This window comes from Methanobrevibacter sp. (genome assembly GCF_017447225.1).
GTDB lineage: Archaea > Methanobacteriota > Methanobacteria > Methanobacteriales > Methanobacteriaceae > Methanocatella.
In genome coordinates this window covers 1-24,433 of record NZ_JAFSNZ010000100.1, presented here as the reverse complement: position 1 = coordinate 24,433, position 24,433 = coordinate 1, and the positions used below count along the sequence as shown (strand labels likewise).

29 protein-coding genes are annotated in these 24,433 nt (G+C 38.2%); 23 read left to right on the top strand and 6 right to left on the bottom strand.

The window, feature by feature from the left end:
- From IJQ68_RS09705 to comB, 5 genes are all read right to left on the bottom strand, one after another.
- Positions 1-657: sodium:calcium antiporter (locus IJQ68_RS09705; RefSeq protein ID WP_292799845.1), on the bottom strand; the 657-nt coding region annotated here is incomplete at its 3' end.
- Positions 658-1,986, bottom strand: coding sequence for a hemolysin family protein (locus tag IJQ68_RS09700; RefSeq protein ID WP_292799842.1), 1,329 nt, complete (start codon positions 1,984-1,986; stop codon positions 658-660).
- A gap of 16 nt (positions 1,987-2,002) precedes the next feature.
- Positions 2,003-2,215, bottom strand: a complete 213-nt coding sequence (locus IJQ68_RS09695) for a DUF1922 domain-containing protein (protein WP_292799840.1) — start codon at positions 2,213-2,215, stop codon at positions 2,003-2,005.
- A 90-nt stretch (positions 2,216-2,305) separates the two neighbouring features.
- The gene (locus tag IJQ68_RS09690; protein WP_292799837.1) at positions 2,306-3,463 is read right to left on the bottom strand and encodes a TraB/GumN family protein; all 1,158 of its coding nucleotides are present in this window, start codon (positions 3,461-3,463) and stop codon (positions 2,306-2,308) included.
- Between the two features lie 46 nt (positions 3,464-3,509).
- Entirely contained in the window at positions 3,510-4,193 is a 684-nt protein-coding gene (gene comB / locus IJQ68_RS09685) for a 2-phosphosulfolactate phosphatase (protein ID WP_292799834.1), read from the bottom strand.
- A 40-nt stretch (positions 4,194-4,233) separates the two neighbouring features.
- On the opposite strand from comB, the gene IJQ68_RS09680 reads away from it, so the two are divergent.
- Together IJQ68_RS09680 and IJQ68_RS09675 are read left to right on the top strand one after the other, a co-directional pair.
- Positions 4,234-4,752 (top strand): hypothetical protein, encoded by a 519-nt coding sequence (locus IJQ68_RS09680; protein WP_292799831.1) that lies wholly within the window; start codon positions 4,234-4,236, stop codon positions 4,750-4,752.
- A gap of 50 nt (positions 4,753-4,802) precedes the next feature.
- A complete protein-coding gene (locus IJQ68_RS09675; RefSeq protein ID WP_292799828.1) occupies positions 4,803-5,726 on the top strand; it encodes a methanogenesis marker 7 protein in 924 nt (307 codons plus the stop codon).
- An 11-nt stretch (positions 5,727-5,737) separates the two neighbouring features.
- Here the strand turns inward: IJQ68_RS09675 and mmp10 are convergent, their stop codons facing one another.
- Positions 5,738-6,982 (bottom strand): methyl coenzyme M reductase-arginine methyltransferase Mmp10, encoded by a 1,245-nt coding sequence (gene mmp10, locus IJQ68_RS09670; protein WP_292799825.1) that lies wholly within the window; start codon positions 6,980-6,982, stop codon positions 5,738-5,740.
- A gap of 472 nt (positions 6,983-7,454) precedes the next feature.
- On the opposite strand from mmp10, the gene mcrB reads away from it, so the two are divergent.
- From mcrB to IJQ68_RS09565, 21 genes are all read left to right on the top strand, one after another.
- Positions 7,455-8,783 carry a coenzyme-B sulfoethylthiotransferase subunit beta gene (mcrB, locus tag IJQ68_RS09665; protein WP_292799822.1) on the top strand — a complete coding sequence of 443 codons (1,329 nt, stop codon included), beginning with the start codon at positions 7,455-7,457 and terminating at the stop codon, positions 8,781-8,783.
- Positions 8,784-8,817: 34 nt separating this feature from the next.
- Positions 8,818-9,267, top strand: a complete 450-nt coding sequence (mcrD, locus tag IJQ68_RS09660) for a methyl-coenzyme M reductase operon protein D (protein WP_292799819.1) — start codon at positions 8,818-8,820, stop codon at positions 9,265-9,267.
- A 6-nt stretch (positions 9,268-9,273) separates the two neighbouring features.
- Positions 9,274-9,873 (top strand): methyl-coenzyme M reductase I operon protein C, encoded by a 600-nt coding sequence (gene mcrC / locus IJQ68_RS09655; protein ID WP_292799816.1) that lies wholly within the window; start codon positions 9,274-9,276, stop codon positions 9,871-9,873.
- 2 nt (positions 9,874-9,875) lie between these two features.
- The gene (gene mcrG, locus IJQ68_RS09650; RefSeq protein ID WP_292799813.1) at positions 9,876-10,634 is read left to right on the top strand and encodes a coenzyme-B sulfoethylthiotransferase subunit gamma; all 759 of its coding nucleotides are present in this window, start codon (positions 9,876-9,878) and stop codon (positions 10,632-10,634) included.
- A gap of 6 nt (positions 10,635-10,640) precedes the next feature.
- A complete protein-coding gene (gene mcrA / locus IJQ68_RS09645; protein ID WP_292799810.1) occupies positions 10,641-12,296 on the top strand; it encodes a coenzyme-B sulfoethylthiotransferase subunit alpha in 1,656 nt (551 codons plus the stop codon).
- 257 nt (positions 12,297-12,553) lie between these two features.
- Positions 12,554-13,447, top strand: coding sequence for a tetrahydromethanopterin S-methyltransferase subunit E (gene mtrE / locus IJQ68_RS09640; protein WP_292799807.1), 894 nt, complete (start codon positions 12,554-12,556; stop codon positions 13,445-13,447).
- Positions 13,448-13,460: 13 nt separating this feature from the next.
- Positions 13,461-14,162, top strand: coding sequence for a tetrahydromethanopterin S-methyltransferase subunit D (gene mtrD, locus IJQ68_RS09635; protein WP_292799805.1), 702 nt, complete (start codon positions 13,461-13,463; stop codon positions 14,160-14,162).
- 1 nt (position 14,163) lies between these two features.
- Complete coding sequence (gene mtrC / locus IJQ68_RS09630) at positions 14,164-14,979, top strand: tetrahydromethanopterin S-methyltransferase subunit MtrC (protein ID WP_292799802.1); 816 nt, start codon at positions 14,164-14,166, stop codon at positions 14,977-14,979.
- Between the two features lie 12 nt (positions 14,980-14,991).
- Positions 14,992-15,309 (top strand): tetrahydromethanopterin S-methyltransferase subunit MtrB, encoded by a 318-nt coding sequence (mtrB, locus tag IJQ68_RS09625; protein ID WP_292799800.1) that lies wholly within the window; start codon positions 14,992-14,994, stop codon positions 15,307-15,309.
- The gene (gene mtrA, locus IJQ68_RS09620; RefSeq protein WP_292799798.1) at positions 15,310-16,023 is read left to right on the top strand and encodes a tetrahydromethanopterin S-methyltransferase subunit A; all 714 of its coding nucleotides are present in this window, start codon (positions 15,310-15,312) and stop codon (positions 16,021-16,023) included.
- Positions 16,024-16,036: 13 nt separating this feature from the next.
- Positions 16,037-16,243, top strand: a complete 207-nt coding sequence (locus IJQ68_RS09615) for a tetrahydromethanopterin S-methyltransferase subunit F (protein ID WP_292799795.1) — start codon at positions 16,037-16,039, stop codon at positions 16,241-16,243.
- Positions 16,244-16,253: 10 nt separating this feature from the next.
- Positions 16,254-16,505, top strand: a complete 252-nt coding sequence (gene mtrG / locus IJQ68_RS09610; RefSeq protein ID WP_292799792.1) for a tetrahydromethanopterin S-methyltransferase subunit MtrG — start codon at positions 16,254-16,256, stop codon at positions 16,503-16,505.
- Between the two features lie 12 nt (positions 16,506-16,517).
- A complete protein-coding gene (mtrH, locus tag IJQ68_RS09605; RefSeq protein ID WP_292799789.1) occupies positions 16,518-17,450 on the top strand; it encodes a tetrahydromethanopterin S-methyltransferase subunit H in 933 nt (310 codons plus the stop codon).
- 144 nt (positions 17,451-17,594) lie between these two features.
- Positions 17,595-19,064, top strand: coding sequence for a methanogenesis marker 14 protein (locus IJQ68_RS09600; RefSeq protein WP_292799786.1), 1,470 nt, complete (start codon positions 17,595-17,597; stop codon positions 19,062-19,064).
- Positions 19,065-19,073: 9 nt separating this feature from the next.
- Entirely contained in the window at positions 19,074-19,664 is a 591-nt protein-coding gene (locus tag IJQ68_RS09595; RefSeq protein ID WP_292799783.1) for an NTP transferase domain-containing protein, read from the top strand.
- Positions 19,665-19,724: 60 nt separating this feature from the next.
- Entirely contained in the window at positions 19,725-19,991 is a 267-nt protein-coding gene (locus IJQ68_RS09590) for a PRC-barrel domain-containing protein (protein ID WP_292799780.1), read from the top strand.
- Between the two features lie 132 nt (positions 19,992-20,123).
- On the top strand, positions 20,124-20,879 hold the full coding sequence (locus IJQ68_RS09585) for an ABC transporter ATP-binding protein (protein ID WP_292799778.1): 756 nt from the start codon (positions 20,124-20,126) through the stop codon (positions 20,877-20,879).
- Complete coding sequence (locus IJQ68_RS09580; RefSeq protein WP_292799775.1) at positions 20,848-22,098, top strand: SufD family Fe-S cluster assembly protein; 1,251 nt, start codon at positions 20,848-20,850, stop codon at positions 22,096-22,098. Before IJQ68_RS09585 ends, IJQ68_RS09580 begins: the two co-directional genes overlap by 32 nt.
- A 299-nt stretch (positions 22,099-22,397) precedes the next feature.
- Positions 22,398-22,823: a hydrogenase iron-sulfur subunit gene (locus tag IJQ68_RS09575; RefSeq protein WP_292799772.1), complete on the top strand. Its 426-nt coding sequence runs from the start codon at positions 22,398-22,400 to the stop codon at positions 22,821-22,823.
- Positions 22,824-22,839: 16 nt separating this feature from the next.
- Positions 22,840-23,766, top strand: coding sequence for a F420-nonreducing hydrogenase (locus tag IJQ68_RS09570; protein WP_292799769.1), 927 nt, complete (start codon positions 22,840-22,842; stop codon positions 23,764-23,766).
- A 1-nt stretch (position 23,767) separates the two neighbouring features.
- Positions 23,768-24,433: Ni/Fe hydrogenase subunit alpha (locus IJQ68_RS09565; protein ID WP_292799766.1), on the top strand; the 666-nt coding region annotated here is incomplete at its 3' end.

Here is a 24,433-nt window from a genome sequence, read left to right as displayed (position 1 = left end):
TAAAGAGGTACCTATAGCTACAATGGTTAAACCCACTAAGGTTTCACTCATTCCAAGAGCCATTGCTATATATGACGCACTATCAACTACAAAGTTTGCACCGATAACAATTCCTGCAATACCTCCAATGATGTAAATTATACTTCTTAAAAGTCCTAATTTTGGTTTTTCAACATCTTGTGCTTCTTGTGATTTCCTAGTATTTCGGATAAGATATATTATGTACCCAATAAGTATGACAAGTAATATTATACCTTCAATCCTTGAAATGTTCCAGCTATATAATATAAATGCTGATGCGATAATTGTTATGATTAATAAAAATGGTAAATCTGTTTTCAGAACTTTTTTATCAAGTTCAAGCTCATTTAAAAGAGCACATAATCCTATAATCAACAGTATGTTGAACAGATTACTTCCGATTACATTACTGACAGCCAATGCATTGCTGCCTGCCAGTGAGGATGTTATTGATACTGCCGCTTCGGGAGCGCTTGTACCGAATGCAACAATCGTTAAACCCACAATCAATGTAGGAATTTTTAAAATTGATGCGATATTGCTTGACCCGTCTACAAAAAAGTCAGATCCTTTGATTAACAGCACAAAACCAACAATCAATAATACGACTTGAATGCCTAAACTAACAAAATCCATCTAATCTTCCTCTTCTTCATCAGATATGTAATCTTCACCCAAATCGGTTACAAGTATCTTATCGATTTGATGTCCGTCCAAATCAACGATTTCAAAGCAGAATCTTTCCCACTGGTATTTGTCGTTAACGTCAGGAACGGTTCCGCTGATACTTAAAATGAAACCTGCAAGGGTTGTATATCCGTCTTCCTCCTCATCAGGGAAAACTTCATCTATATCGAATAATTCCTTGAACCTGTCAATTCCGAACCTGCCGTCAATCAGCCAGGTGCCGTCATCTCTTTCGGTAGCTATCGGGTCATCATCCTCATCAATTCCTGGAATGTCTCCAACGATACCTTCCAAAAGGTCATTCAATGTTATTAAACCTTCAACACTTCCGAACTCGTCAACAACAAGTGACATATGAACATATTCCTGGTTTTCCTTGAATTCTTTCAGAAGTTCCAAGGTTTCCAGATTCTCGGATACAACCAAAGGCTCCTTAACGATTGAATTAATGTCAAATTCCTCATCACTAAACATTAATGAAAGGATGTCTTTTGCCTGAACTACACCAATGAAATCATCCAGTTCTCCAGAAGCTATTGGAAAAATGGACCTTTTACTTTCCATAATCTTGACTTTGTTGACTTCTCTAGGGTCTTCCAAATCAACCCATATGATTTCATTTCTGGGAGTCATTATTGATTCGACCTTTTGGTCGTCAAGCTTGAACACTCTTTTGATTATGTCTTCTTCCTCCTGTTCAATGGTACCTTCGACCCTTCCTTCCTCAATCAATAACTCAATTTCTTCCTCAGTCACAGCATTGTCGTTTCTGTTTTCAATTCTCATTACCCATAAAAGAAAACTGCTTGATTTTGCAAGAATAAAACTGACAGGCTTTGAAATTTTTGAAAGGATGACCATACTTTTTGCAACTTTTAAAGAAACCCTTTCAGGATCATTTAAAGCAATAACCTTAGGCACAATCTCTCCGACAACCAAAGTCAGGTATGTTGTAATGATAACAACAATCGCTACGCTTATAGGTTCGCTGTATGGAACGAATGAAATCAGTTTTGCAAGAGGTTCGGCAAGTGTTACTCCACCGAAAGCCCCTGTAAGTACGCCAATAAGGGAAATACCTATTTGGACTGTTGATAAAAATTCGTTAGGATCTTCCATCAGGTCAAAAACGATTTGTGCGTTTTTATTTCCTTCTTCTAAATATCTTTGCATCTTTGCTTTTCTAACCGACACAACGGCCAATTCCGCCATTGATAAATATCCGGTAAGTACGATTAAAATTAATATAATAACTATTTCTATTATTTCTCCAGCCATTTCTAACAGACCTTAACTATAAATCACTGGCTTTTATGAATCCAGTGTTTCCATATATTTCGTCCTGCATTTGCTGAACTGCAAGGGAAGCATCTTCTCTTGTTTCTGCTCTTTTAAAGATTCTGCGACCTTTAACTTTTATTGTTTTTCCACATACGCATTTTCTGGTGGCAACGCCTTCTTTGGCATATAAAACTCTTCCACAGTCACAACGAAATATATAGTACATAATAAATTTCCTTAAAATATCGATTATATTATAGATTTTATTTAAGTGTATAAAAAACTTTTTATTGAATTGAATATGGGTTAATAAAATTCAACCGAATATCTGCATGAACAGCGGAATAAATACTTGTGAAGGCAATATTACTAATGTTGCGATGCTGACGGCGAGATTTGTTCCGATAACAACTAGTAATATTCTGAATATGTTATTATTCCATAAATCTCTGAAGCTTTCTATATTGGCCAGGTTTTTAATGTCTCTTTGCCTTACTTTTCTGTATTTTGCTTCGGTCAGGCCTGAAAACCATCCTGCTGCAAGCAATGGGTGGATAATTGTCAGCGGTGCGACGAGTCCTCCGACAAGTGCGGATTGGATTTTGGATCCGGACAGTATTGAACCTAAAAATCCCATTATCATACTGATTGCAACGAATTGATACAGGTTCCAGGTTATGTTTATCCCATTAAAATAAGCCAGAAAAAATATCACAACAAATAAAATCGGAATCAGTGCAAGGATTATTTTTGTCCATGGTATTCCTTTTTTGTCTTCAATCTTGTTGAGCTCTTCAAGAGGAGGAATTGTTTCCGGATGGTCAAGGTATGCATTTATTCCCGGCTGGTGTCCTGCACCTACAACTGCAATGACTCTGTCTTCGGGAATTCTTAAAAGGCTTCCTGCAAGATACGCATCCCTTTCATGGACTAAAACTTCATATATTCCCGGTGCTTCGTCCTTAAACATTTCAAGCATGTCTTCAAGATTATCAGGATTTTTTAAGTCTTCAATATCTATTTCCTCATCATCGGTGTCTGTGGTTAATATTCCGAATAGGAATTTAATCTTTTCAAAGAATGACATTCTGTTCAATGCGCGCTCTAATGTTGTATTGATGTTACGGTCGATTAATGCGATTGGTATTCCCAAATCTTCTGCTGCTTCAATGGCTCCGACCATTTCTGAACCAGGAGCGACATCAACTTCATCTCCGATTTTTGACTGGAAGTAGCTTAATACTGTTGTCACAAAAAATAATCCGACCTTGTTTTCTTTGATTATTTTGGTAACTGAGATGGAATCATCCTCTTCTATTCCCATCATGGATTTTTTAAGCTTTGTATATCTTGCCAAATCAAGTTCAATAGCTACTCTATCCGGTTGAAGTTCATAAATCTTGTCTTTTACTTCTTCAACACTTTCAGCAGATACGTGAGCCGTACCTATAATAGTCAAACATTCTCGCTTCATTAATATTACACTCTTTGAAAATTTGATTATGATATATTTATTTTACTTATATATTTAATATTATGTTTTTTTCATATCTTCCAACATTTGTCGTGGAATTCTTTTCAAGACAATATCCAATATCCTCCTTATATCCTAAACCGGTTAGTTTGTTTCCGGATGTTGATTCGTAAAATGCCTCTTTCACCAGCTCATCATTTCTGCTTGCCAGAATTGCTGATTTGGCATATTCACTGATTTCACAATCTCTGCAAACTTTTTCTATTTCATTTATTATTTCACCGGCAGCCAGAAAGTCTTCGATTGCGAATTTTCCCCATACTCCGGCCATCACGACATCAATATGCTCGCTGGCCAGTTCAACGCTTGCATCTGCAACGGCTTTTGCATTGTTCATGCATCCGATCAGTACTTTGGAGTTCATATTCTCAAGTATTCTTGTGCCGTTGCTTGTTGTCAGAATCAATGTGTCCTTATCTGTTTCAAACTCTTTTATCACATTCGGTGAGTTTCCGATGTCAAATCCTTCCACTTTAGCGCCCTTGCGTTCACCGGCAATCACTCCGCCGGTTTTTTCCTTAAGTTCAAATGCCTCTTCGGGAGTAAAACATGGAATTATTTGGCTGAATTTGTCCAAAGCGGCTGTTATTGTTGAGCTTGCTCTGAGGACATCCACCATGATTGAAACGTCGCTGCTTGAAGTTTCCTCAAAACTTAATGTAACTTTCATAGTTTAGTATATATGAAAGCGTTCTATATAATTATATTATATGAAAATTGTCACTACCCCAATGTGTGAAGAAGTCGTAAGGATTGCTGGCATCACCGATTATCTGGTTAATAAAAATCCTGATGAGGAGGATGGTGATTTGGCAATTCTTTTATCTGAAAGCAAAGTCAAGATGAATTCACTGGCAATTAAGCTGAACACTCCAAATCAGCTTTTTGAAAGCATCCATCGAGTTTCAAAGCTTAAAGACGAATTGTCAGATAGTGAAATTTTTAAATTCTTTGAAGGCTATGAATTATGTCTGAAATACCTTGATGATTATGACAATTCCCACATAAAAGTAAAGGTCTATTCCAATTTTTTAAAGGATATAGTTATGAATTTCGGCTTTGATATGACTGATGAAAATTATGATTATATAATTTATCCTGATTACCTGGAGGATAAATTGGAAAAAACAGATGCTCAATTGGTTAAAATTCCATCACACACTGTCGTGGCTAAAAATCCTTTTGAACGGATTGAAATGAGATATTCGATTTTGGAAAAGTTAATATAGATTGAAACTGAAAAATTATTATCAGTATAGACTTTAGTGAGAGTATTAAAATGTATGAAACATTAACATTTACTGGTGGAGTTCACAAAAGTGAAGAGATAAAGGAACTGATTGAAGATTTAGGTGGGCTCATTCTTCAGGAAAATATTATACAGATGGAAATGGTATTGAACATGGCAGTTCCGTTAAATGATGTGCCAAAAGTTGAGGAAAAAGCAAAAGAGTTATTGGCTACCTTGACTGTCGCTCCTATGGCAGGTTCTGAAATAGCTATTGTATCACCAACACTTGCAAGACATCACTTGCCTCATGCGGCCTGTGACATTTCTGAGTATTTACGTGAGTTCGGTGCAAAGGACAATATGGTTGGTCTTGCCAGAGGTGACGGTAAAGGAACTTCAGGCATTTCCGAAACTGAAAAGCAATTGATTGAGGAGCATGACATTGCTATTTTTGCATTGGGCAGTTTTGAAACCTGCATCAAATCCAAAGCATTTCTCTATGATGACATTAACATCCCTGTTATCGTAACTGGCGCTCCGGATATTCCAATTGAAGAGCTTCCTGGTGCTGATGCTTATGTTGGCGGACTTGGAAGAATCCCTAGAAGATTAAGAAGAGGTCCTGACATTCGTGCATTGGACAAGTTAGTTGAAACTATTGAAGAGACTTTAAATAACAAGAAACAGGAAATGAGCATGGATCCTCCTTTAGTGCCATCTATTGTTGTTAAAAACTCAATTGAAAATCAGGTTCCCGAAATCAAGGAAGTTATCTCTCCAACACCAGTCACTTCTCAGCTTGATGGGGTTCGTGTAAAATTAAATTATGACAAATATCATGAATTAATCGAAAATGTTGTGATTGAAGGTAAGAAACTCTCAGAAATCGCAGAAATCAAAAAGTCTAAAATGTATGATTACATATTAGTTAAAATTAACAGTGAAAGTTCTCTAATTGAGGACTCTAACTGATTTCTTTTTTTTTAAAGGCGTCTCATTCCGAAGAAATTGATTGCATCCACCAAATCATTGAAGTCTTCAAGTTCTCGCTCTATTACATTTTCATCGGTCATGTCAATACTCAGCTCACCGTCTACTGTCAATGTGTCCGGTCCACGACCTATTAAGCGGTCAACGCCATCTTTACTTAAGATTCTTTCCGCATCAAGCTGATGGACAAATGATCTGCCGGGCAATATTACTGTATCTTTGATTTCACTCAAGTCAAGTGTTTCCAGATCCTCTTTTGTAATGAGGCATGCTATTTCTTTTTCAACCGCCACTACATTGACGCTGTCGACTTCGATTTTGTCGAAAATCTTTTGAATAAATGGTGCAGCTATTTTTGAAGTAATCAGTGTGGCTTCTCCGGTGACTGGTTTAATGAACTGCAGAAATATTTCGTTTTCATCTTTTGCTATTGCAAACGGTCCTCCGGTTTCCGGATCGCATAATGGTGTTCCGGTTATTCTGAAGTTGTATTCGCTGTTCAGGTCTTTGACCAGCTGGGCAAACTCTTCTACAGGCTGTGATTCATGGCCTTTTAGGATTGGTTCGTTGCCGAGAATCAGTCCTTCATTGAATGTGTTTGCAAATCTCATCAGAATAAATCCTTTTGCGCCCCAGGATTCCAAATCGTCGCAGGTTTTTCTTAACACGTCTCCGTCATTTACACCGGGAATTATGACGCTTGCACCTGTCAGTTCAATATTTTCGCAAAAGATTTTGCATGCATTCAGCGCTTCTTCCGGGTATTTGTCCCTTACCCATTGCTGTCTGAGTTTAGGGTCGGTTGAGAATACTGTAAATGTTGCCTCTTCAACCCCGTTGTTGATTAATCTGTTGGCTATGTCGCTGTCAGTTATTCCTTTGCCGCAGCTGTAACCCAGGTGTGATTTTATTGAGAACTGGTTTAGTTGTGCGGTTAATGATTCCAGGTACGGATAACAGCTTATGTCTCCTCCTCCGCTGATGTCTGCAATAATGTCCCCTCTTCCCATATTCATCATCAATGCATTTTGAACAGTATTGATTACTTCAAACGGGTTTTTGAATTCACTTTGGGCATCAGCCACTCCTTTGGAACATCTTTCACATCCGATTTTATTTGGAAGACAATGTGCACAGCCAAAAACTTTAATTTCCTTTACCTTCCTGAAGTAACAGTATTTGCAAAATCCGTTACAATCTTTTCCAGGTATTCCTCCAACATCTGCTACTACATGCATAATCATAAATTTTGTGTTTATTATTATATAAATGAATTTGTCTTGAAAAAGTATTAAAAAAAGTATTATTTATTACAAAAAATATAAAAAGTATTAATCATTTAAAATCATTAGTTTTGCCTAAATCTTTGAATTTGGCTATTGAAATTAAATTTATTTAGGCATAGTTAATTTTTAATAAATCGGTTTGAATTTTGTTTTTATTATTTATTTTTAGCTATTTTAATTTCTTTTCAAAAGTATTACTTTCAATGCTATTTATCTTACAGGAAAATAATTATATTATTCTTTATAAACTTTTCTAAAAATTTCTGAGGGTAATCTTTATATTATATCTTAATTAAAGATAAATTTGTATACCATATGGCTGGCTATTTGCAAAAACTTGCTTTGTAGCTTAACTCAATTTGGGGATAGCATTCCCATTGAGAGTGGTATATTAGTTAAACTCTATTTATTTAGGAGGGAAAAAATGGCAAAGTTTGATGATAAAATCGATTTATTCGATGATAGAGGCAACGAAATTGCATCTGACGTACCAATCGAAGCTATAAGTCCACTCAGAAACCCTGCAATTCAAAGCATTGTAAAAGGTGTTAAAAGAACTGTAGCAGTAAACTTAGAAGGACTTGAAAAATCCGTTAAAACCGGTGCTGTTGGTGGAGACAAATCTAGAATCTTAGGAAGAGAATTAGATCTCGCTATTGTAGATAATGCAGAAGCAATCGCAGAAAAAATGAAAGAAATTATCCAAATTTCTGAAGACGATGATACTGTTGTAACACCTATTTCCGGAGGAAAAAGGTTATTAGTACAAGTACCAACTAAAAGAATTGATGTTGCTGCTGAATATTCCACAGCTCCATTATCTTCCGCTTCAGCTTTGGTACAATCTGTTATCGATGTTTGTGATGTAAGTATTTACGACGCTAACTTCGTAAAAGCTGCTGTATTAGGTAGATACCCACAATCTGTAGACTACAAAGGTTCTAACATTGCAACCATGTTAGACATTCCACAAAAACTCGAAGGTGCAGGTTACGGTTTAAGAAACGTAAAAGCAAACGACTTCGCTGCTGCAACCTTGAAAAACACTTTCCAAGCTACCGCATTAGCTGCTATCTTTGAACAAACTGCTATGTTTGAAATGGCTGATGCTTTAGGTTCATTTGAAAGATTACACTTATTAGGTTTAGCTTACCAAGGTTTAAACGCTGATAACATGGTTTACGATTTAGTAAAAGAAAATGCTGATGGTACTGTTGGTAGTGTTGTACAAGCAACTATTGCTCGTGCTGAAGCAGATGGTGTAATTGCTCCTCAAGAACAATTAACTGATTTCGCTATCTACAACACTGATGACGCAGCTAAATGGAACGCATACGCTGCTGCTGGTGCTGTAGCTGCAACTATGGTTAACGTTGGTGCTGCTCGTGCTGCTCAAGGTATTCCATCTACTTTATTATACTTCAACGACAACCTCGAATTCGCTACTGGTTTACCTGGTCTCGACTACGGTAGAGCAGAAGGTGTAGCTGTAGGATTCTCATTCTTCTCTCACTCCATTTATGGTGGAGGAGGTCCTGGTTTATTCAACGGTAACCACGTTGTAACCAGACACAGTAAAGGATTCTGTATCCCTTGTGTAGCTGCTGCTATGTCCTTAGATGCAGGAACACAACTCTTTTCACCAGAAGCAACTTCTGGTTTAATTAAAGAAGTATACAGTCAAATTGACGAATTCAGAGAACCTATTAAAGCAGTTGCTGTTGCAGCTGAAGAAATTAAAGGTGACATCTAATTAATTTGAACATATCTAATTTGAAGGTTGAAACATGGATATTGAAATATTTCCTTATAGAGTTCTTGGAAGCGACACAACTGAAAAGTTGTTAAATGATTTGGAAGCTCTAGATGATGTAAAAAGGACTGTTATCCAAGGTCCAAGATTCCCAAAAGGTGAAGCCACGTTACCTCCACAATACAGGGAACGCAGAGTTATCACAGTTAATGGGGAAAAAGTTGTTTTACAAGTTAAAACCGCTAGAATTTTCCTTGAATTAACAATGGAATCAACCATTAAAGAGATTGAGGAAATCTGTAAAAAACATATCCCATTTGGTTTTGATATCAATCAGGACAGGGCTCATTATATCAGAAAACAAAAAACTGTTACTGATAGAATTAAATATGGAGATTCTGAAATCCCTGATGAATTGGTTGGAATGACAGATCAATATTCAAAATTCGACGATCATGTGAACATTATTAAAAAGGATGACTAGATTAATATGATAGGACGCTGTACTCACGTAGTGGACTGTAGGGAAGCAAGCGGAATGGGTAAAGGCGGAAGTCTTGCTCAAAGAGGGACTTTTGCTGAATGTGGTACTGATGTATGTGCAGTAGCTATGTCTCCTGGACGCAGACACATTACCAAGCCTGTTTGTGAAATCACTTTCGGTTTACGTGAAGCAAATGTTTTAACAAGTACAATGGTTTTAAATGCTGGTGCGGGTGTTCCTAGTGATGCTCCTTCTTCAGGAGGTACCTTATTCGGACTCACTGATAAAGAAGTGGAACAATTACAAAATTTCAAAATACTTGTAATCCATTTGGGGGGAGTCGCAAATCACTTAATTTACAAAGCAAGATTAATTCTAAGGAACGTTAACAAACACTGCATTATCATATGCGAATCACCAGTTGACCATGAAGATTTTGCCAAAATCGGTGTAAAAACTTCAAAAGTCATGCCTAAAGATGACGATATTAAAACTATAGGTACTATTGATGATATTGTTACAGGAGTTATCCGAGGACAAACAATTTCACAGGAAAAATTAGATGAAATTATTAGAAAAGTTAAATTAGCATTAGGAGATGCATAATTATGGTACAAATTTATCCAGGTACTTCTCAGGTTGCTCAAAACAGAAGAAACTTCACTAACCCTGAATACGAGTTAGAAAAGTTAAGAGAAATTTCTGATGAAGACGTAGTAAAAATATTAGGTCATAAAGCTCCAGGTGAAGAATACAAATCCGTTCACCCACCATTAGATGAAATGGATGAGCCAGATGACAGTGTAAGAGAATTAGTAGCACCAATCGACGGTGCAAAAGCAGGAGACAGAATCAGATACATTCAATTCGTAGACTCCATGTACTTCGCTCCAGCTCAACCTTTCTTAAGAGCTAGATCTTACTTATCCAGATTCAGAGGAATCGATACTGGTACATTATCCGGAAGACAAGTAGTTGAAGCAAGAGAAAGAGACCTTGAAAAACTTTCAAAATTCCTCTTAGAAACTGAATACTTCGACACTGCAAGAACCGGTATCAGAGGTGCAGGTGTACACGGTCACTCCTTAAGATTAGATGAAAACGGTTTAATGTTCGATATGCTCAGAAGACAAGTATTCAACAAAGAAACCGGTAATGTTGAAATGGTAAAAGACCAAGTTGGTAGGGAATTAGACGAACCTGTAGTTTTAGGTGAACCATTAGACGAAGAAACTTTAAGAGCAAAAACCACTATTTACAGAATAGATGGTGAAGCATACAAAGATGACGAAGACGCTGTAAAAGTTTGTCAAAGAATACACGTTTCCAGATCCTTTGGTGCATTCAATCCAGTAACAGGATGGTAGATTAATATGGCTGATAAAAAATTCTTAGATGCAATGAAAAAGAAATTCAGTGAAGACCCAACTGAAAAAACAACCCAATTCTATAACATGGGTGGTTGGACTCAATCTGAAAAGAAAACTGCATTTGTAAACGAAGGTAAAGAAATCGCTGAAAAAAGAGGAATCCCAATGTACAACCCAGACATTGGTACTCCTTTAGGTCAAAGAGCTTTAATGTCTTACCAATTATCTACTACCGACACTTTTGTAGAAGGTGACGATTTACACTACGTTAACAACGCTGCTATCCAACAAGCTTGGGATGACATCAGAAGAACTGTAATTGTAGGATTAAACACTGCACACAACGTTCTTGAAAAAAGATTAGGTATTGAAGTAACTCCTGAAACTATTACTCACTACTTAGAAACTGTAAACCACTCTATGCCTGGTTCAGCAGTAGTTCAAGAACACATGGTAGAAACTGACCCATTAGTAGTACAAGATTCCTATGTAAAAGTTTTCACTGGTGACGATGAATTAGCTGACGAAATCGATTCCGCATTTGTTTTAGACATCAACAAAGAGTTCCCTGAAGAACAAGCTGAAGCTTTAAAAGCTGAAGTAGGCGGAGCTATTTGGCAAGCTGTAAGAATTCCATCCATCGTAGGAAGAGTTTGTGACGGAGGTAACACCTCCAGATGGTCTGCTATGCAAATTGGTATGTCCATGATTTCCGCATACAACCAATGTGCTGGTGAAGGTGCAACTGGTGACTTCGCATACGCATCCAAACACGCAGAAGTTATCCACATGGGTACCTACTTACCTGTAAGAAGAGCAAGAGCAGAAAACGAACTCGGTGGAGTTCCATTCGGATTCATGGCAGATATCTGTCAAGGTTCCAGAGCTTACCCAGATGACCCTGTAAGATCCACTTTAGAAGTAGTAGCTTTAGGTGCTGCTTTATACGACCAAATTTGGTTAGGTTCTTACATGTCTGGTGGTGTAGGATTCACTCAATATGCTACTGCAGCATACACCGATAACGTATTAGACGACTTCACCTACTACGGTAAAGACTACGTCGAAGACAAATACGGCGGATTAACTGAAGCACCAAACGACATGGACACTGTTTTAGATGTTGGTACTGAAGTTGCATTCTACGCATTAGAACAATACGAATCATACCCAGCTTTACTCGAAACTCACTTCGGTGGATCTCAAAGAGCTTCCGTTGTTTCCGCAGCTGCTGGTTGTTCCACTGCATTCGCTACTGGTAATGCACAAACTGGTTTAAGCGCATGGTACTTATCCATGTACTTACACAAAGAACAACACTCCAGATTAGGATTCTACGGTTTCGATTTACAAGATCAATGTGGTGCAGCTAACGTATTCTCCATCAGAAACGACGAAGGATTACCACTCGAAATGAGAGGACCAAACTATCCTAACTACGCAATGAACGTAGGTCACCAAGGTGAATACGCTGGTATCGCACAAGCACCTCACTCCGCTCGTGGAGACGCTTGGGCTTTCAACCCATTAGTAAAAATCGCATTTGCTGACAAAAACTTAGTCTTTGACTTCAGTAAAGTACGTGAAGAATTTGCTAAAGGTGCATTAAGAGAATTCGAACCTGCTGGTGAAAGAACTGCAATTACTCCAGCAAAATAGATAGATAAACACAAGAAATAGGTAGGTGATTCATTTCACTTACTTATTTTTTTCTTTAAAATTTAAGTATACCTTAAAAATAATTAGTAAAACTTTTATATGAATATTAAAAAAAATTATACTTAGTAATAATTAATTTTATTACTTGTGATTTTTAATGGAATAAAAATCACGAATTCACTAGATATATTCGGATGAATATACATTTCACGTTTATTAAATGATCAATTTAATAAAAAATATGGAGGAAAAAAATTATGGACCCTGTAACATTAGGTGTTGTTGCATTAATGGGTGCAGTTGCTACTATCGGAGGGGCTGCAGAGGACTTAGAATCTGATATCGGTTCTCAAAGTAACCCTAACTCACAAGTTCAACTTGCTCCACAAATGGGACATTTACACCGTATGATAAACAAAGCGGCTTCTGGTGAACCAGTCGCTTATGGTGTTTGGTGTGGTGTAGCTGGTGCTGTTGCATATATTTTAATTACTATGTTTGGAATGATTCCTGGATTCCCAGTAATCGCAATTGCAATCGGTGCTGCTGTCGCTGCTTGTGTTCACGCTATTTATACTGTTACATCCCACATGGGTAGGATTGTCGGTCAATCACAATTCGAACAACCATTATTTATGGATGTATTAACTCAATCTTTAGGACCTATCACAGGTCACGGATTTATAACTACTTTTTGTATTGTTGGAATCTCTTACTTAATGACTATTCCATTAGGTACTTCTGACCCATTACACGTATTCCCATTACCTCTCTTAGCTATGCTTTGGGGTATTGCTTTAGGAGCTATCGGTTCCTCAACTGGGGACGTTCACTATGGTGCAGAAAGTGAATATCAAAAATTCGAATTTGGTGGAGGTACTCCTGTAGCTATTCAAGGGGATATCGTTACTAAAGCTCCATTAGGTGCTAAAAACTCTATGGATGTAGTAAACTTCTGTGCTAAATTCGGTGGACCATTAACTGGTTTCTGTTTCGGTCTCGTTGTATTCTTCAGTTTCTGGAATACAGTAGTATTTGGAATTTACGGCGGTATTATTGTAGGTATTATAATCGTTGTTTTATTAATTATCATGAACGACAGATTAGAAGTATTTGCAAGAGAAAAATACGGACCATATGAGGAAGAATAAGGAGGTTTCGATTATGGATCCAATTAGTTTAATTTTATTCATCGCAATAGGCGGTATTATGATTGGTGCTGGTGTGCACTTCATTCCTGTAGGAGGAGCTCCTGCAGCTATGGCAACAGCTACCGGTGTAGGTACTGGTACTGCAATGTTAGCTGCTGGTGCAGGTTTAACAGGTCTCATTACTGCTGCTACTATGACAGGTGAACCATTCTATATAGTTGGTATAGGTGGTGCAATAGGTGCTATGATCATGATGGGTATTACTATGCTCATTGCTAACTTAATTTATATCTTTGGTGTAGGTATTGTACCTGCAGCATCTAAAGTACCTGTTGACTGGATTACCAAACGTAACCAAGAAATATATAAAACTCCTGGTACTGAAGGACACGGTGTACCTACCACTTCATATATTAGTGGTCTTATAGGAGGTCTCCTTGGTGGTTTCGGTGGTGGATTAGTATACTACGGTATCAACACTGCTGTTAACGACAGTACTTTTGTTACTGACCCTGCTATTAGTATTGGTTTAGCTGCTATTTTAGGTGTAGGTGTATTCTTTATCAACTCTGTTATTGCTTCATATAACATTGGTGGTACTATCGAAGGTATGCACGACCCTAAATTCAAAAGAATTGGTACTGGAGCACTCGCATGTGCTATCGCATCTGTTGTGCTCGGAATTTTCTGTGTTATTTTAACTGGAGGTATATAAAATGTCTGCTGGTGGAAGTGCTGACGGTGCAGCTGCAGGTGCAATAAACTCAACTCACTTGTTAATTATGGGTATCGTCGGTGGATTACTTTGTATTTATTTATCAGGCTTTTTAGGAGACATCGTTGGTCCAGTTGTAGCTGGTATCGGTGCAGTTTTAGCAATCGTATGGGGAGCAGATGCTATCCGTAGAGTAGCTAGTTACGGTTTAGGTACTGGTGTACCATCTATCGGTTACATGTCTTTATCCGTTGGTGTAATCTCATCCTTAGCTGGTATTAGTTTAGCTACTATTTTAGGTTTAGCTATTGCAGGACCTGTCATTGCACTTGTTATTGCAATTATTATCGGTGCTATCATCGCATTAATTGCTACTAAAATCGTTGGTATGAAAATCCCTATTATGCTTCAATGTACTATTGAAATTGCTGGTGCTGCTTGTTTATCTATCTTAGCATTCTCAGTTGCTATCGCAGGTAGTTACGAAATGATGGCAATTTACGAAAACGTTGTTGCAAGTGGATACATTGCGGTATTATTCATTATGTGTACTATGGCTATCCAACACCCATTCAACGCATGTTTAGGACCAAACGAAGATCAAGTCAGAACTTTAAAATGTGCTGCTTCAACCGCATTCTTATCCATGACTATTGTAGGTATCTTATCTGCAATCACCGGTGGATTAGGATGGGCTGTTGTATTAATAGTCGGTTTAATCGGTTGGGTCATTTCATTCAGAGCATTCGTATTAGCTTCCTGTAATGACGCAGCATCAACAAGATGGGCTGGATTATGGCCTAATGTAGAGGAATAGGAGGAATAGAATATGGCTCAAATGTTACCTATGGTACAAATCGTACCTGAAATGAATTTGGCATATGATCCTGTAACAGGGATTCTCGGATCATCCTTAGGTTCCGGAGTTATTCTCCTATCTATGGATGAAGTTGAAGAAGGAGTTGCAAAAGTAGAAGCAGCTGCAGACGAATTAATGGCTTCTTTAGATCCTTACACCAGTCCGGCAGGAGCTTACCCAGGAAGGGAAGGTTCTTACGTAACTGCTGGTATGTTAACTAACATGGTTTACGGATTCTTGATTGCTATATTTATTATATTTGCTGCATTAACAATTGGGGGTATCTAGATGGCTGATAAAAAAGCTCCTGCAGACGGCTGGCCGGTTATCAGTGGGGATTACATTGTAGGTGATCCTGAAAGTCCTGTTGCAGTAACTACTTTAGCTTCTCACATTGAAGCTGAGTTATCTGGAGCAGCTATTGCAGGCCCATGTAAAACAGAAAACTTAGGTATAGAAAAAGTTGTTGCTAATATCATTTCTAACCCAAATATCCGTTTCTTAATTTTGGCTGGTGCTGAAGTGCAAGGACACATTACCGGTCAAAGTTTCAAAGCTTTACATGAAAACGGTGCTGACCCTGATAAGAAAAAAATTATTGGTGCAACTGGTGCTATTCCATTTGTAGAAAACGTTCCACTCGACGGTGTTGAAAGATTCCAACAACAATTAGAAATTGTTGACTTGATTGATACCGAAGATATCGGAGCTATCCAATCTAAGATTAATGAATGTGTAGAAAAAGATCCTGGTGCTTTCGAAGAAGAAGCTATGGTTATTTCCGTAGATGATGACGACGGAGATGAAGATGAAGGAGAAGCAATGAAAGTTGTTTCTGCTGAAACTGCTCTTATTGAAGCTAGAATCAGAAATATTAATACTAAAATTGATATGGTCGGTGCTGTTCAAAGAAATATGGCAGGTAATTATGCTGGTAAAGTCCAAGGTATAATGATAGGTTTGATCTTCACTTTAGTAATCGGATTTTTATTCTTGATATAAGGAGGAATTATTTATGGTGCAAATTTCTAATAAACCTAATACAAGCGGAATTAAAAAAGCTTCCGAAGAGGCTGAATACAGTTCAAAATTACTTGCAAGAGAAGGTAAACTTTTCGCAGGATTACTTGCTACTAGAGTAAAAGGAATTGCTTTAGGTATTTGCTTAGCACTTATTTTAGTGGTAATTATTCCTTATATTGCAATATTATGTGGATTATAGAGGTGTTAAAATGAGTGATGAAAATTCAATACCTCAAGTAATGGTAGCTGCAGACGATTTCAACGCTTTAGCTAAAAAATTAGATGACGCTGAAGAAAAAGTTGATTTCACTGTCGGTGAATACTATCAACGTCTCGGCCAACAATCAGGAAGAGATGTTGGAATATTATACGGTATTATACTTGGATTATTTATATTGATTGTATCTATAAAATTTGGTGCGATTGCAATGTTACAAACATTGTTATCTAGTTTTTTATAGGAGGATTATTTTATGTTAAGATTTGATAAAGAACAACTCGTCGTAGATATCGCTGGAGTAAAAATGGGAGGTCAACCTGGAGAATACCCAACCGTTTTAGCAGGAACAATCTTTTACGGCGGACATAACATTATTAGTGATGAAAAAGAAGGTATTTTTGATAAAGATGCTGCTGAAGAAAGAATTAAAACCATGGAAGAAATGTCTGATGTAACCGGAAACCCTTGTGTTGTACAAACTTTCGGTGCTACTCCTGAAGCTATGGTAAAATACTTAGAATTCGTTGGAGATATTTGTGACAAACCTTTCCTCATAGACTCAACCGCTGCAGCTGCAAAAATTGCAGGTGTAGAATACGTTCAAGAAACTGGTTTATGTGAAAGAGCTGTTTACAACTCCTTAAGTATGGCTGCAGAAGCTGGAGAAATCGAAGCAGTTAAAAACTCCGACATCGACGCATCCATTCTCTTAGGTTTCAACCCAATGAAACCTGGTGTAGAAGGAAAAATCGATATCTGGGAAACCGGTGGAGACGTTATCGACAAAGGTATTCTCGAAATGGCTGACGAATGTGGTATTACCAAACCTTGGATGGACGTAGCAGTTACTCCTTTAGGACAAGGTGCAGGACCTGCTGTAAGAACTTCCTACGCTGTAAAAGCTAAATGGGGATACCCAGTAGGATCCGGTATTCACAACGTTCCTTCCGCATGGGACTGGTTAAGAGGATACAAAAAAGAACACAAAGAAGCATGGCCTGTTTGTGATATTGGTTCTAACATTGTTCAACAAATGGCTGGAGGAGACTTCGTTCTCTTTGGACCAATCGAAAACGCAAGACTTGCTTTCCCTGCATGTGGTATGGCAGATATCATGATTGCTGAAGCAGCAAAAGATATCGGTACCGAACCTGTAGAAGACCACCCAATTAACAACTTATTATAGATATATAGGGTCCCGATTAGATGATTCATTTCATCTAATCATTTTTTTTATTTTTTCTAAACTTTTTTTTAAAAACATTTAATAAGATTTATATTATCTGAATAATAGATTATTATTTAACTTTAATTTTGGAGAGGTTAAATAATGTCTTTTTTAAGTAAACTTTTTAATAAAGGTCCTAAGCCTATCATTGCACATTCCAAAGAGGGGAATTTGGCTTCATTGAAAGCTCAACGGGCTGGTCCTGCAGCTCCCGGCGCTGTTAAAAAACCGGACACTTTTTATGTAACTGCTTCTGTTGAATTAGGTAACACTACAACCAAGTCTATTGTCATGGCAACCAACCTAAACACCAGTGAGTCTTATCTTTTAAACAAAACTGTTAAGATGACCCGTGACATCAGACCTCCTAAGGCCAATGAAGAGGTCTTCGGTAAGACAGTATGGGGTATTGAACTGTCCAAAGAGGCTGTAACCGAACTGGTTCGTGACACTGTTCTCGAGTCTCTTCGCAAATGTGGTGTTGATAAGGATGAGGATTTGGACTTTGTTGTTAGATCAACCGGTGTAACTGCAGGTTTTGCAACTGCTGAAGAGGCAGGACAGCTCATCATCGCTCTTGCTGACGGATGTCTTGAAGCGGATATTCCTCCTCGTAAGATGTCTCCTGCAATGGGTATTTCACAGCTTCCTGAAAGGCTGCAGAAACATTCTCTTCTGGAGAATATTCTCTTTGACGGTGCTGTTGTAAGTGTGGTTCCTCCTGAAGGAAAAGAAACTGTTGCAAATGAGATGGAAGGGGAACTTGTTACTGCAGGTATCAAGTTAGGTGCGAAATGGACTGATGTTGACTACAGAAACCCTTGTGTGTCCTTGGATTTCGGTTCCACTTTAGCCGGACGTATCGTAAACGACAACGAGCCTTATGCAAATACTGTAGGTAACTTTTTAGGTCTTGCCGGTGTTGTAAGCGACTCCCTTGCAAGGGGTTCAGGTAAAATCGATAAGAAAAACGGTGCTGCACTTGATTTGTATTCCGATAAGGCCATGAAAAAGGCAGACCACAAAAAGGCTGAAGCCAATGCCCTTGAAGCCCATAAATTAATTAATATTCAAAAAGTTCCTATGGATGTCGACAGGTTCGGTACTGTTCCGGTCAATCCTGTTGCGGCTGATGCTGCAGGAACCACATTAATTGGTTGTGATGTGGGATTAAACGGCGACAAGCTCGGTGAACTTATGGATTTGGGTGCGCAGTTCTATGATGCTGACGGACTTCCAACACTTCTTTCAACCTTGGATTACGTAAGTACCAATATTGTTAAAAGGGTTTTGGATGTTGCATTTGAGGAAAACGTCATTGTTCCGGGTTCCGCTTTAGGTATTACCGGCAGGGCAGGTATCACCGGACGCAAGCCTGAGCTTATTTTGGAGGCTGTTCAGGACAGGTTTGAAAACGTTGTCTTTGTTGAGGACGGTCTTGCTTTAGGTTCCGCTATCATGGCACGCTGTATGAACTCTATGGGTACTCCTAAGGTTCCTATTGGAGGTAAACAAGGTGGCAGATGCATCCTTAAGGACCGTATGAAAATGGCCGGGGGCAAGTTCGCTTAGGTTTTTTTCATGATTTATGCTATTGTTATGGCTGGAGGTAGAGGAACACGACTCAAAACTCCAGTCGAAAAACCTCTTTTTAAATTACACAACAAACCTTTAATTAAATATGTACTTGACAATTTGAATTCATCCAAATTGATCGAAAAAATAATTATTGCAACCAGTCCCAACACTCCCGAAACCTGCGTGTATATTGAAGACTTTGACTATGATGTTTTGGACACTCCTGGGGTTGATTTTGTCCATGACCTGTCATTCATTCTTGATCATTTCGAGGCAAAGTCCCGTGATGATGTTCTGCTTTTTATAAATGCCGATTTGCCCTTCATTTCGGGTGAATGCATCGACTATATTCTTGAATACTATTTCAAATCACAAAAGGATGCCCTCTCCACTCTGATTCCTGTCGGCATCTTTGAGGATCTTGGCCTGGAGTATGAATTCGAATATAAGGGTCTTGTTCCTGTAGGTGTAAACATTCTGAAAAGTGTCAATGAGGTTCAGGATGAGGTTCAGTTGGTGATTGAAAAGCAGGAGATGGCTTTCAATATAAATACCTTGCAAGATGCTGGCATAGCCAATAAATTATACTTTTAAATATAATGAATGCATATACATAATATATAATTAAATTTAATATTTTTATCAGGTGATTTAATGGAAAATAAACAGATTCCTAAAAGAGAAGAAAAATTATGGAGCGAAATCAGAAATTATCAGGTAGCTACCAACAACGCCCGTATTTTAGGTGTTTTGGATGAGCTCATCATCAACGAAAAAACAGGTAAAATCGTTGATATCGCTATTCGTGTAGAAGCTGACCGTAACATTCACGTAAAAGGCGCAAAAAGAAACGGCGACCTGTTATTGATTCCTTTTGCTAAAGTCGAAAAGGTCGGCGAATTCATTATCGTAACTGAATAATTTCAGTTATCTTATTTTTTTTGATTTTCGATAAAACAATTGTTATATTTTCTTATTTTTGTTAACTATTTATAGTTTGTATGCTAAAATTTAATTATAAGATTTTATTTGATGAACTAATTAGGTGATATGATGTTACTTGAAATTGAAAATTTGGCTGTAGAAGTCGGTGGAAAAAGGGTTTTAAAAGATATAAACCTTTCAATCGCTGAAGGCGAAACCCATGTTCTTTTAGGGCCAAACGGTGCTGGTAAAAGTACTTTATTCTTAACTATTTTAGGTTTCCCCCAATACAATGTGGTAAATGGTACAATTAAATTTAAAGGTCAGGACATTACTGATTTAACTACTGCAGAACGTGTACAGCTGGGCATAGGGGTAAGTTTCCAGTCTCCTCCTTCAATCAGGGGAGTGTCTGTAAGGGATTTGCTCAAAATTGAATCCCATCAGGACATTGACGAAGAGCTCAACCCTAGGATGAAGCAGCTAGCTGACCAGCTCAAGTTCAGCGACGAGTTTTTAGACAGGGACGTCAACTTCGGATTCTCCGGAGGGGAAGTCAAAAGGTCTGAAATCCTTCAGCTTTTGGCTCAGATGCCTGATTTTACAATGTTCGATGAACCTGATTCTGGTGTGGACATTGAAAACGTGGAACTGCTTGCATCAGAAATCGGAACCCTGCTTGACAAGGACAAGCCGCAGGGAAGCAGAATCAGAAGCGGCCTTCTGATTACTCACCTGGGATATATTTTAAACTTTGTAAGTGCTGATAAGGCACATGTGCTTATGGACGGTAAGATTTCCTGTTCAGGAAACCCTACTGAAATTCTTGAAGATATTAGGAAAAACGGATTTAATGGATGTGTTGAGTGTGCGCAATGTTTATGAGGATGCTGAAAGAGCTATAAATAAGAAAGCTGCAATAGGTGCAGATATCACGATAGAAAACTTTACCGATGAGGCTGTAAATGCAATTGACTTGCTTGACGATCTGGACGATGTGGGCAAGAAAACCAAAGACACCCTATTGAAGGTCGGAGTCGACACCGAAGAGAAGAACCGTTCAGGATCATTCCTGCAGGTTGACCAGAGTAACGTGTTCACCAACAACTCAATCTCAGATTCCGTTGAGGTCATGGGAATGTCTGTTGCACTTGACAAATATAAATGGCTTGAAGATTACTTATGGAAAGTCGTAAAGCCTGATGCTGATAAATACACTGCTAAAACCGCTTTAAGGGAAAAGGAAACCGGTGAAACCAGCGGATACTTTGTGCGTTCACTTCCTGGAACCAAAGAGGTCATGCCGGTACAGGCCTGCATGTTCATCGGTGACGAGGCAGTGATGCAGACCGCACACAACGTCATAATTGCCGAGGAAAACTCAGAGCTTCACCTGATTACGGGATGTGCCACAGGTGACGATGTGGTCTCTGCAATGCACGTCGGTGTGTCTGAAATGTATTTGAAACCTGGCTCCAAAATCACATTCACAATGGTTCACAACTGGGCAGAACAGGTGGAAGTAAGGCCAAGAACAGGCGTAAAGCTGATGGATGACACTACATACATCAACAATTACATTCTCACCAGTCCTGTTTCAACAATACAGTCCTATCCTACCGCTTACTGTGACGGTAAAAATTCAAGAGCGATTTTCCAGTCCATTCAGGGAGGTAAAAAGGATTCCATCATTGATGTTGGTTCCAGAGTATTGCTCAACGCTCCTAATGCCAGAGGTGAAGTCATCTCAAGGGCAGTGTCACAGGATGAATCAAAAATCTATTCCAGAGGACATCTTTCCGGAACAGTTCCTGGAGTTAAGGGACATCTTGAATGTCACGGTCTCGTACTTTCTGATGACAGTATGATTTACGCTGTTCCTGAGCTTGAGGCAAGTTCCGCAAACCTTGAAATGTCTCACGAGGCTGCTGTCGGTAAGATCAGTGAGGAAGAGATCAATTACCTCACTTCAAGGGGAATCAATGAGGAAGATGCAGAGTCCATGATTGTAAGAGGTTTCCTAAACATGGACATTACAGGTTTGCCTGATGAACTGGCTCAGCAGACCCAAATGATGATTGATATGAGTGTAGATGGAATGTAATTCCATTTATTTTTCTTTTTTTTAAAAATTTTGTTTTATAGTATATAAACTTTTTGGCTTTTTTTTCTAAGTAACCTTTATATTAATTATTAAAGTAATATAATAATCAGTACATTAATGTTATGCTGAGCTAGCTCATTAAAGTACATAAATTGTGAAATTAAGGCATACCTAAACATTTTGCCTTAAAAAAGCGATTTTAAAATTTTTTAAAAAATTCTAAAATTGGTGTTTGAAAGGAGAAATCTTTTCAAAACGAAAAATAAAATAAAAAAATTTGATAGAGGAGGAAAAACTCTATGGCTGATGATGTAAAAATTGTAATGTTTTGTTGCAACTGGTGTTCCTATGGAGGAGCAGACACAGCTGGTACTGCACGTATGCAATACCCACCGAATATTAGAGTTATTCGTGTAATGTGTTCTGGAAGAATTGACCCACAATTTGTTTTAAAAGCATTTAAAGAAGGTGCTGACGGTGTATTTGTAGCAGGATGCCACATGGGTGACTGCCACTACGACGCTGGTAACTATAAATTAGATCGTAGAATGAGATTAATTTACAAATTGGTTGAAGATATGGGAATTGGAAGAGAAAGAGTTCACCACGACTGGATTTCCGCATCCGAAGGTGAAAAATTCTCTAAAGCTGTTAACATGATGGTTAACAGAATTAAAGACTTAGGTCCAGCTCCATTAAAAGACCAATTAAATGCTGAAAGATAGATTGGAGGAGTTAAATATGGCAGATAAAGTAAAAATAGGAACTATGTGGTTCGGAGGCTGTTCCGGTTGCCACTTATCAATTGCGGATTTCCACGAATCTTTAATCGATGTTATGGAATTAGCAGAATTTGAATTCTCTCCTGTACTCATGGATACTAAATACGATGAAGTACCTGAATTGGATATTCTCATCGCTGAAGGTGGAATCAGAAACGACGAAAACAGAGAATTAGCTGAAATGTTAAACGAAAAATCAAGTATGGTTATCGCTTACGGAACCTGTGCTTGTTACGGTGGTATTCCAGGTCTCGGAAACTTATGGACCGTTGACGAATTACACCAAGAAGCTTACATCAACTCTGTATCAACTGTTAACCCAGAAGGTATCATTCCTCACGAAGACGTACCTCACTTAGAAAGCAGAGTAAGACCATTAAGTGAAGCTATGGACATTGATTTAATTATCCCAGGTTGTCCACCACGTTCCGATGTTGTAGCTGAAGCTGTATTAGCTTTATTAAACGGTGAAACAATCGAATTACCAGCTACCAACTTATGTGAAGTTTGTCCTAGAGAAAAACCACCTGCTGGTTTAGCTATGGACTTCATTAAAAGACAATTCGAATTAGGTAAACCAGAACCTGATTTATGTTTAATTACCCAAGGTTTAGTATGTATGGGTCCTGCAACCGTATCCTTATGTGGTGCAGAATGTCCTTCCATTGCTATCCAATGTAGAGGATGTTACGGTCCTACTTCAAAAGTATTAGACCAAGGTGCAAAAATGATCAGTGCAATTGCATCTGACTACGGTGTAAACGAAGATAAAACAGTAGACCCTGAAACTGTTGCAGACCAATTGGATGATATTGTAGGTACTTTCTACTCATACACATTACCTGCAGCATTAGTACCAATGAAAATGCAAAAAGGAGGAGAATAAAATGGTTAAACTTACTATGGAACCTGTTACTCGTATTGAAGGACACGCAAAAATTACTGTCCACCTCGATGACGCAGGAAATGTAGAAGAAACAAGATTACACGTTATGGAATTCAGAGGTTTCGAAAAATTCTTAACAGGTCGTCCTGTAGAAGAATTACCAAGACTTGTACCTCGTATCTGTGGTATTTGTGATGTACAACACCACTTAGCAGCTGCAAAAGCAGTTGACCAAATTTTCGGTTTCGATGATTACGAAATCTTACCTGCAGCATACAGAATGAGAGAAATTATGAACTGGGGATCATACATGCACTCCCACGCACTTCACTTCTACTTCTTAGCAGCACCGGATTTAATCATTCCTAACGGAACCAGAAAAACCAGAAACGTTTTCCAAGTTATTAAAGACATGCCTGAAATCGCACTTCAAGCTATTAACATAAGAAGAAACGGTTTAGAAATCGTTAGAAAAATCGGTGGTCGTCCAATTCACCCAACTTCATCCACTCCTGGTGGTATTTCTACCGAATTAGATGATGAAACTCAAAAAGATTTACTTGAAAGAGCTAAACAAAATGTTGAATTAGCACAAGCTACTTTAGACTTAGCTATTCTAGTATTTGAAGAAAACATTGACTTAATATCTTCATTAGGTAACTTCGGT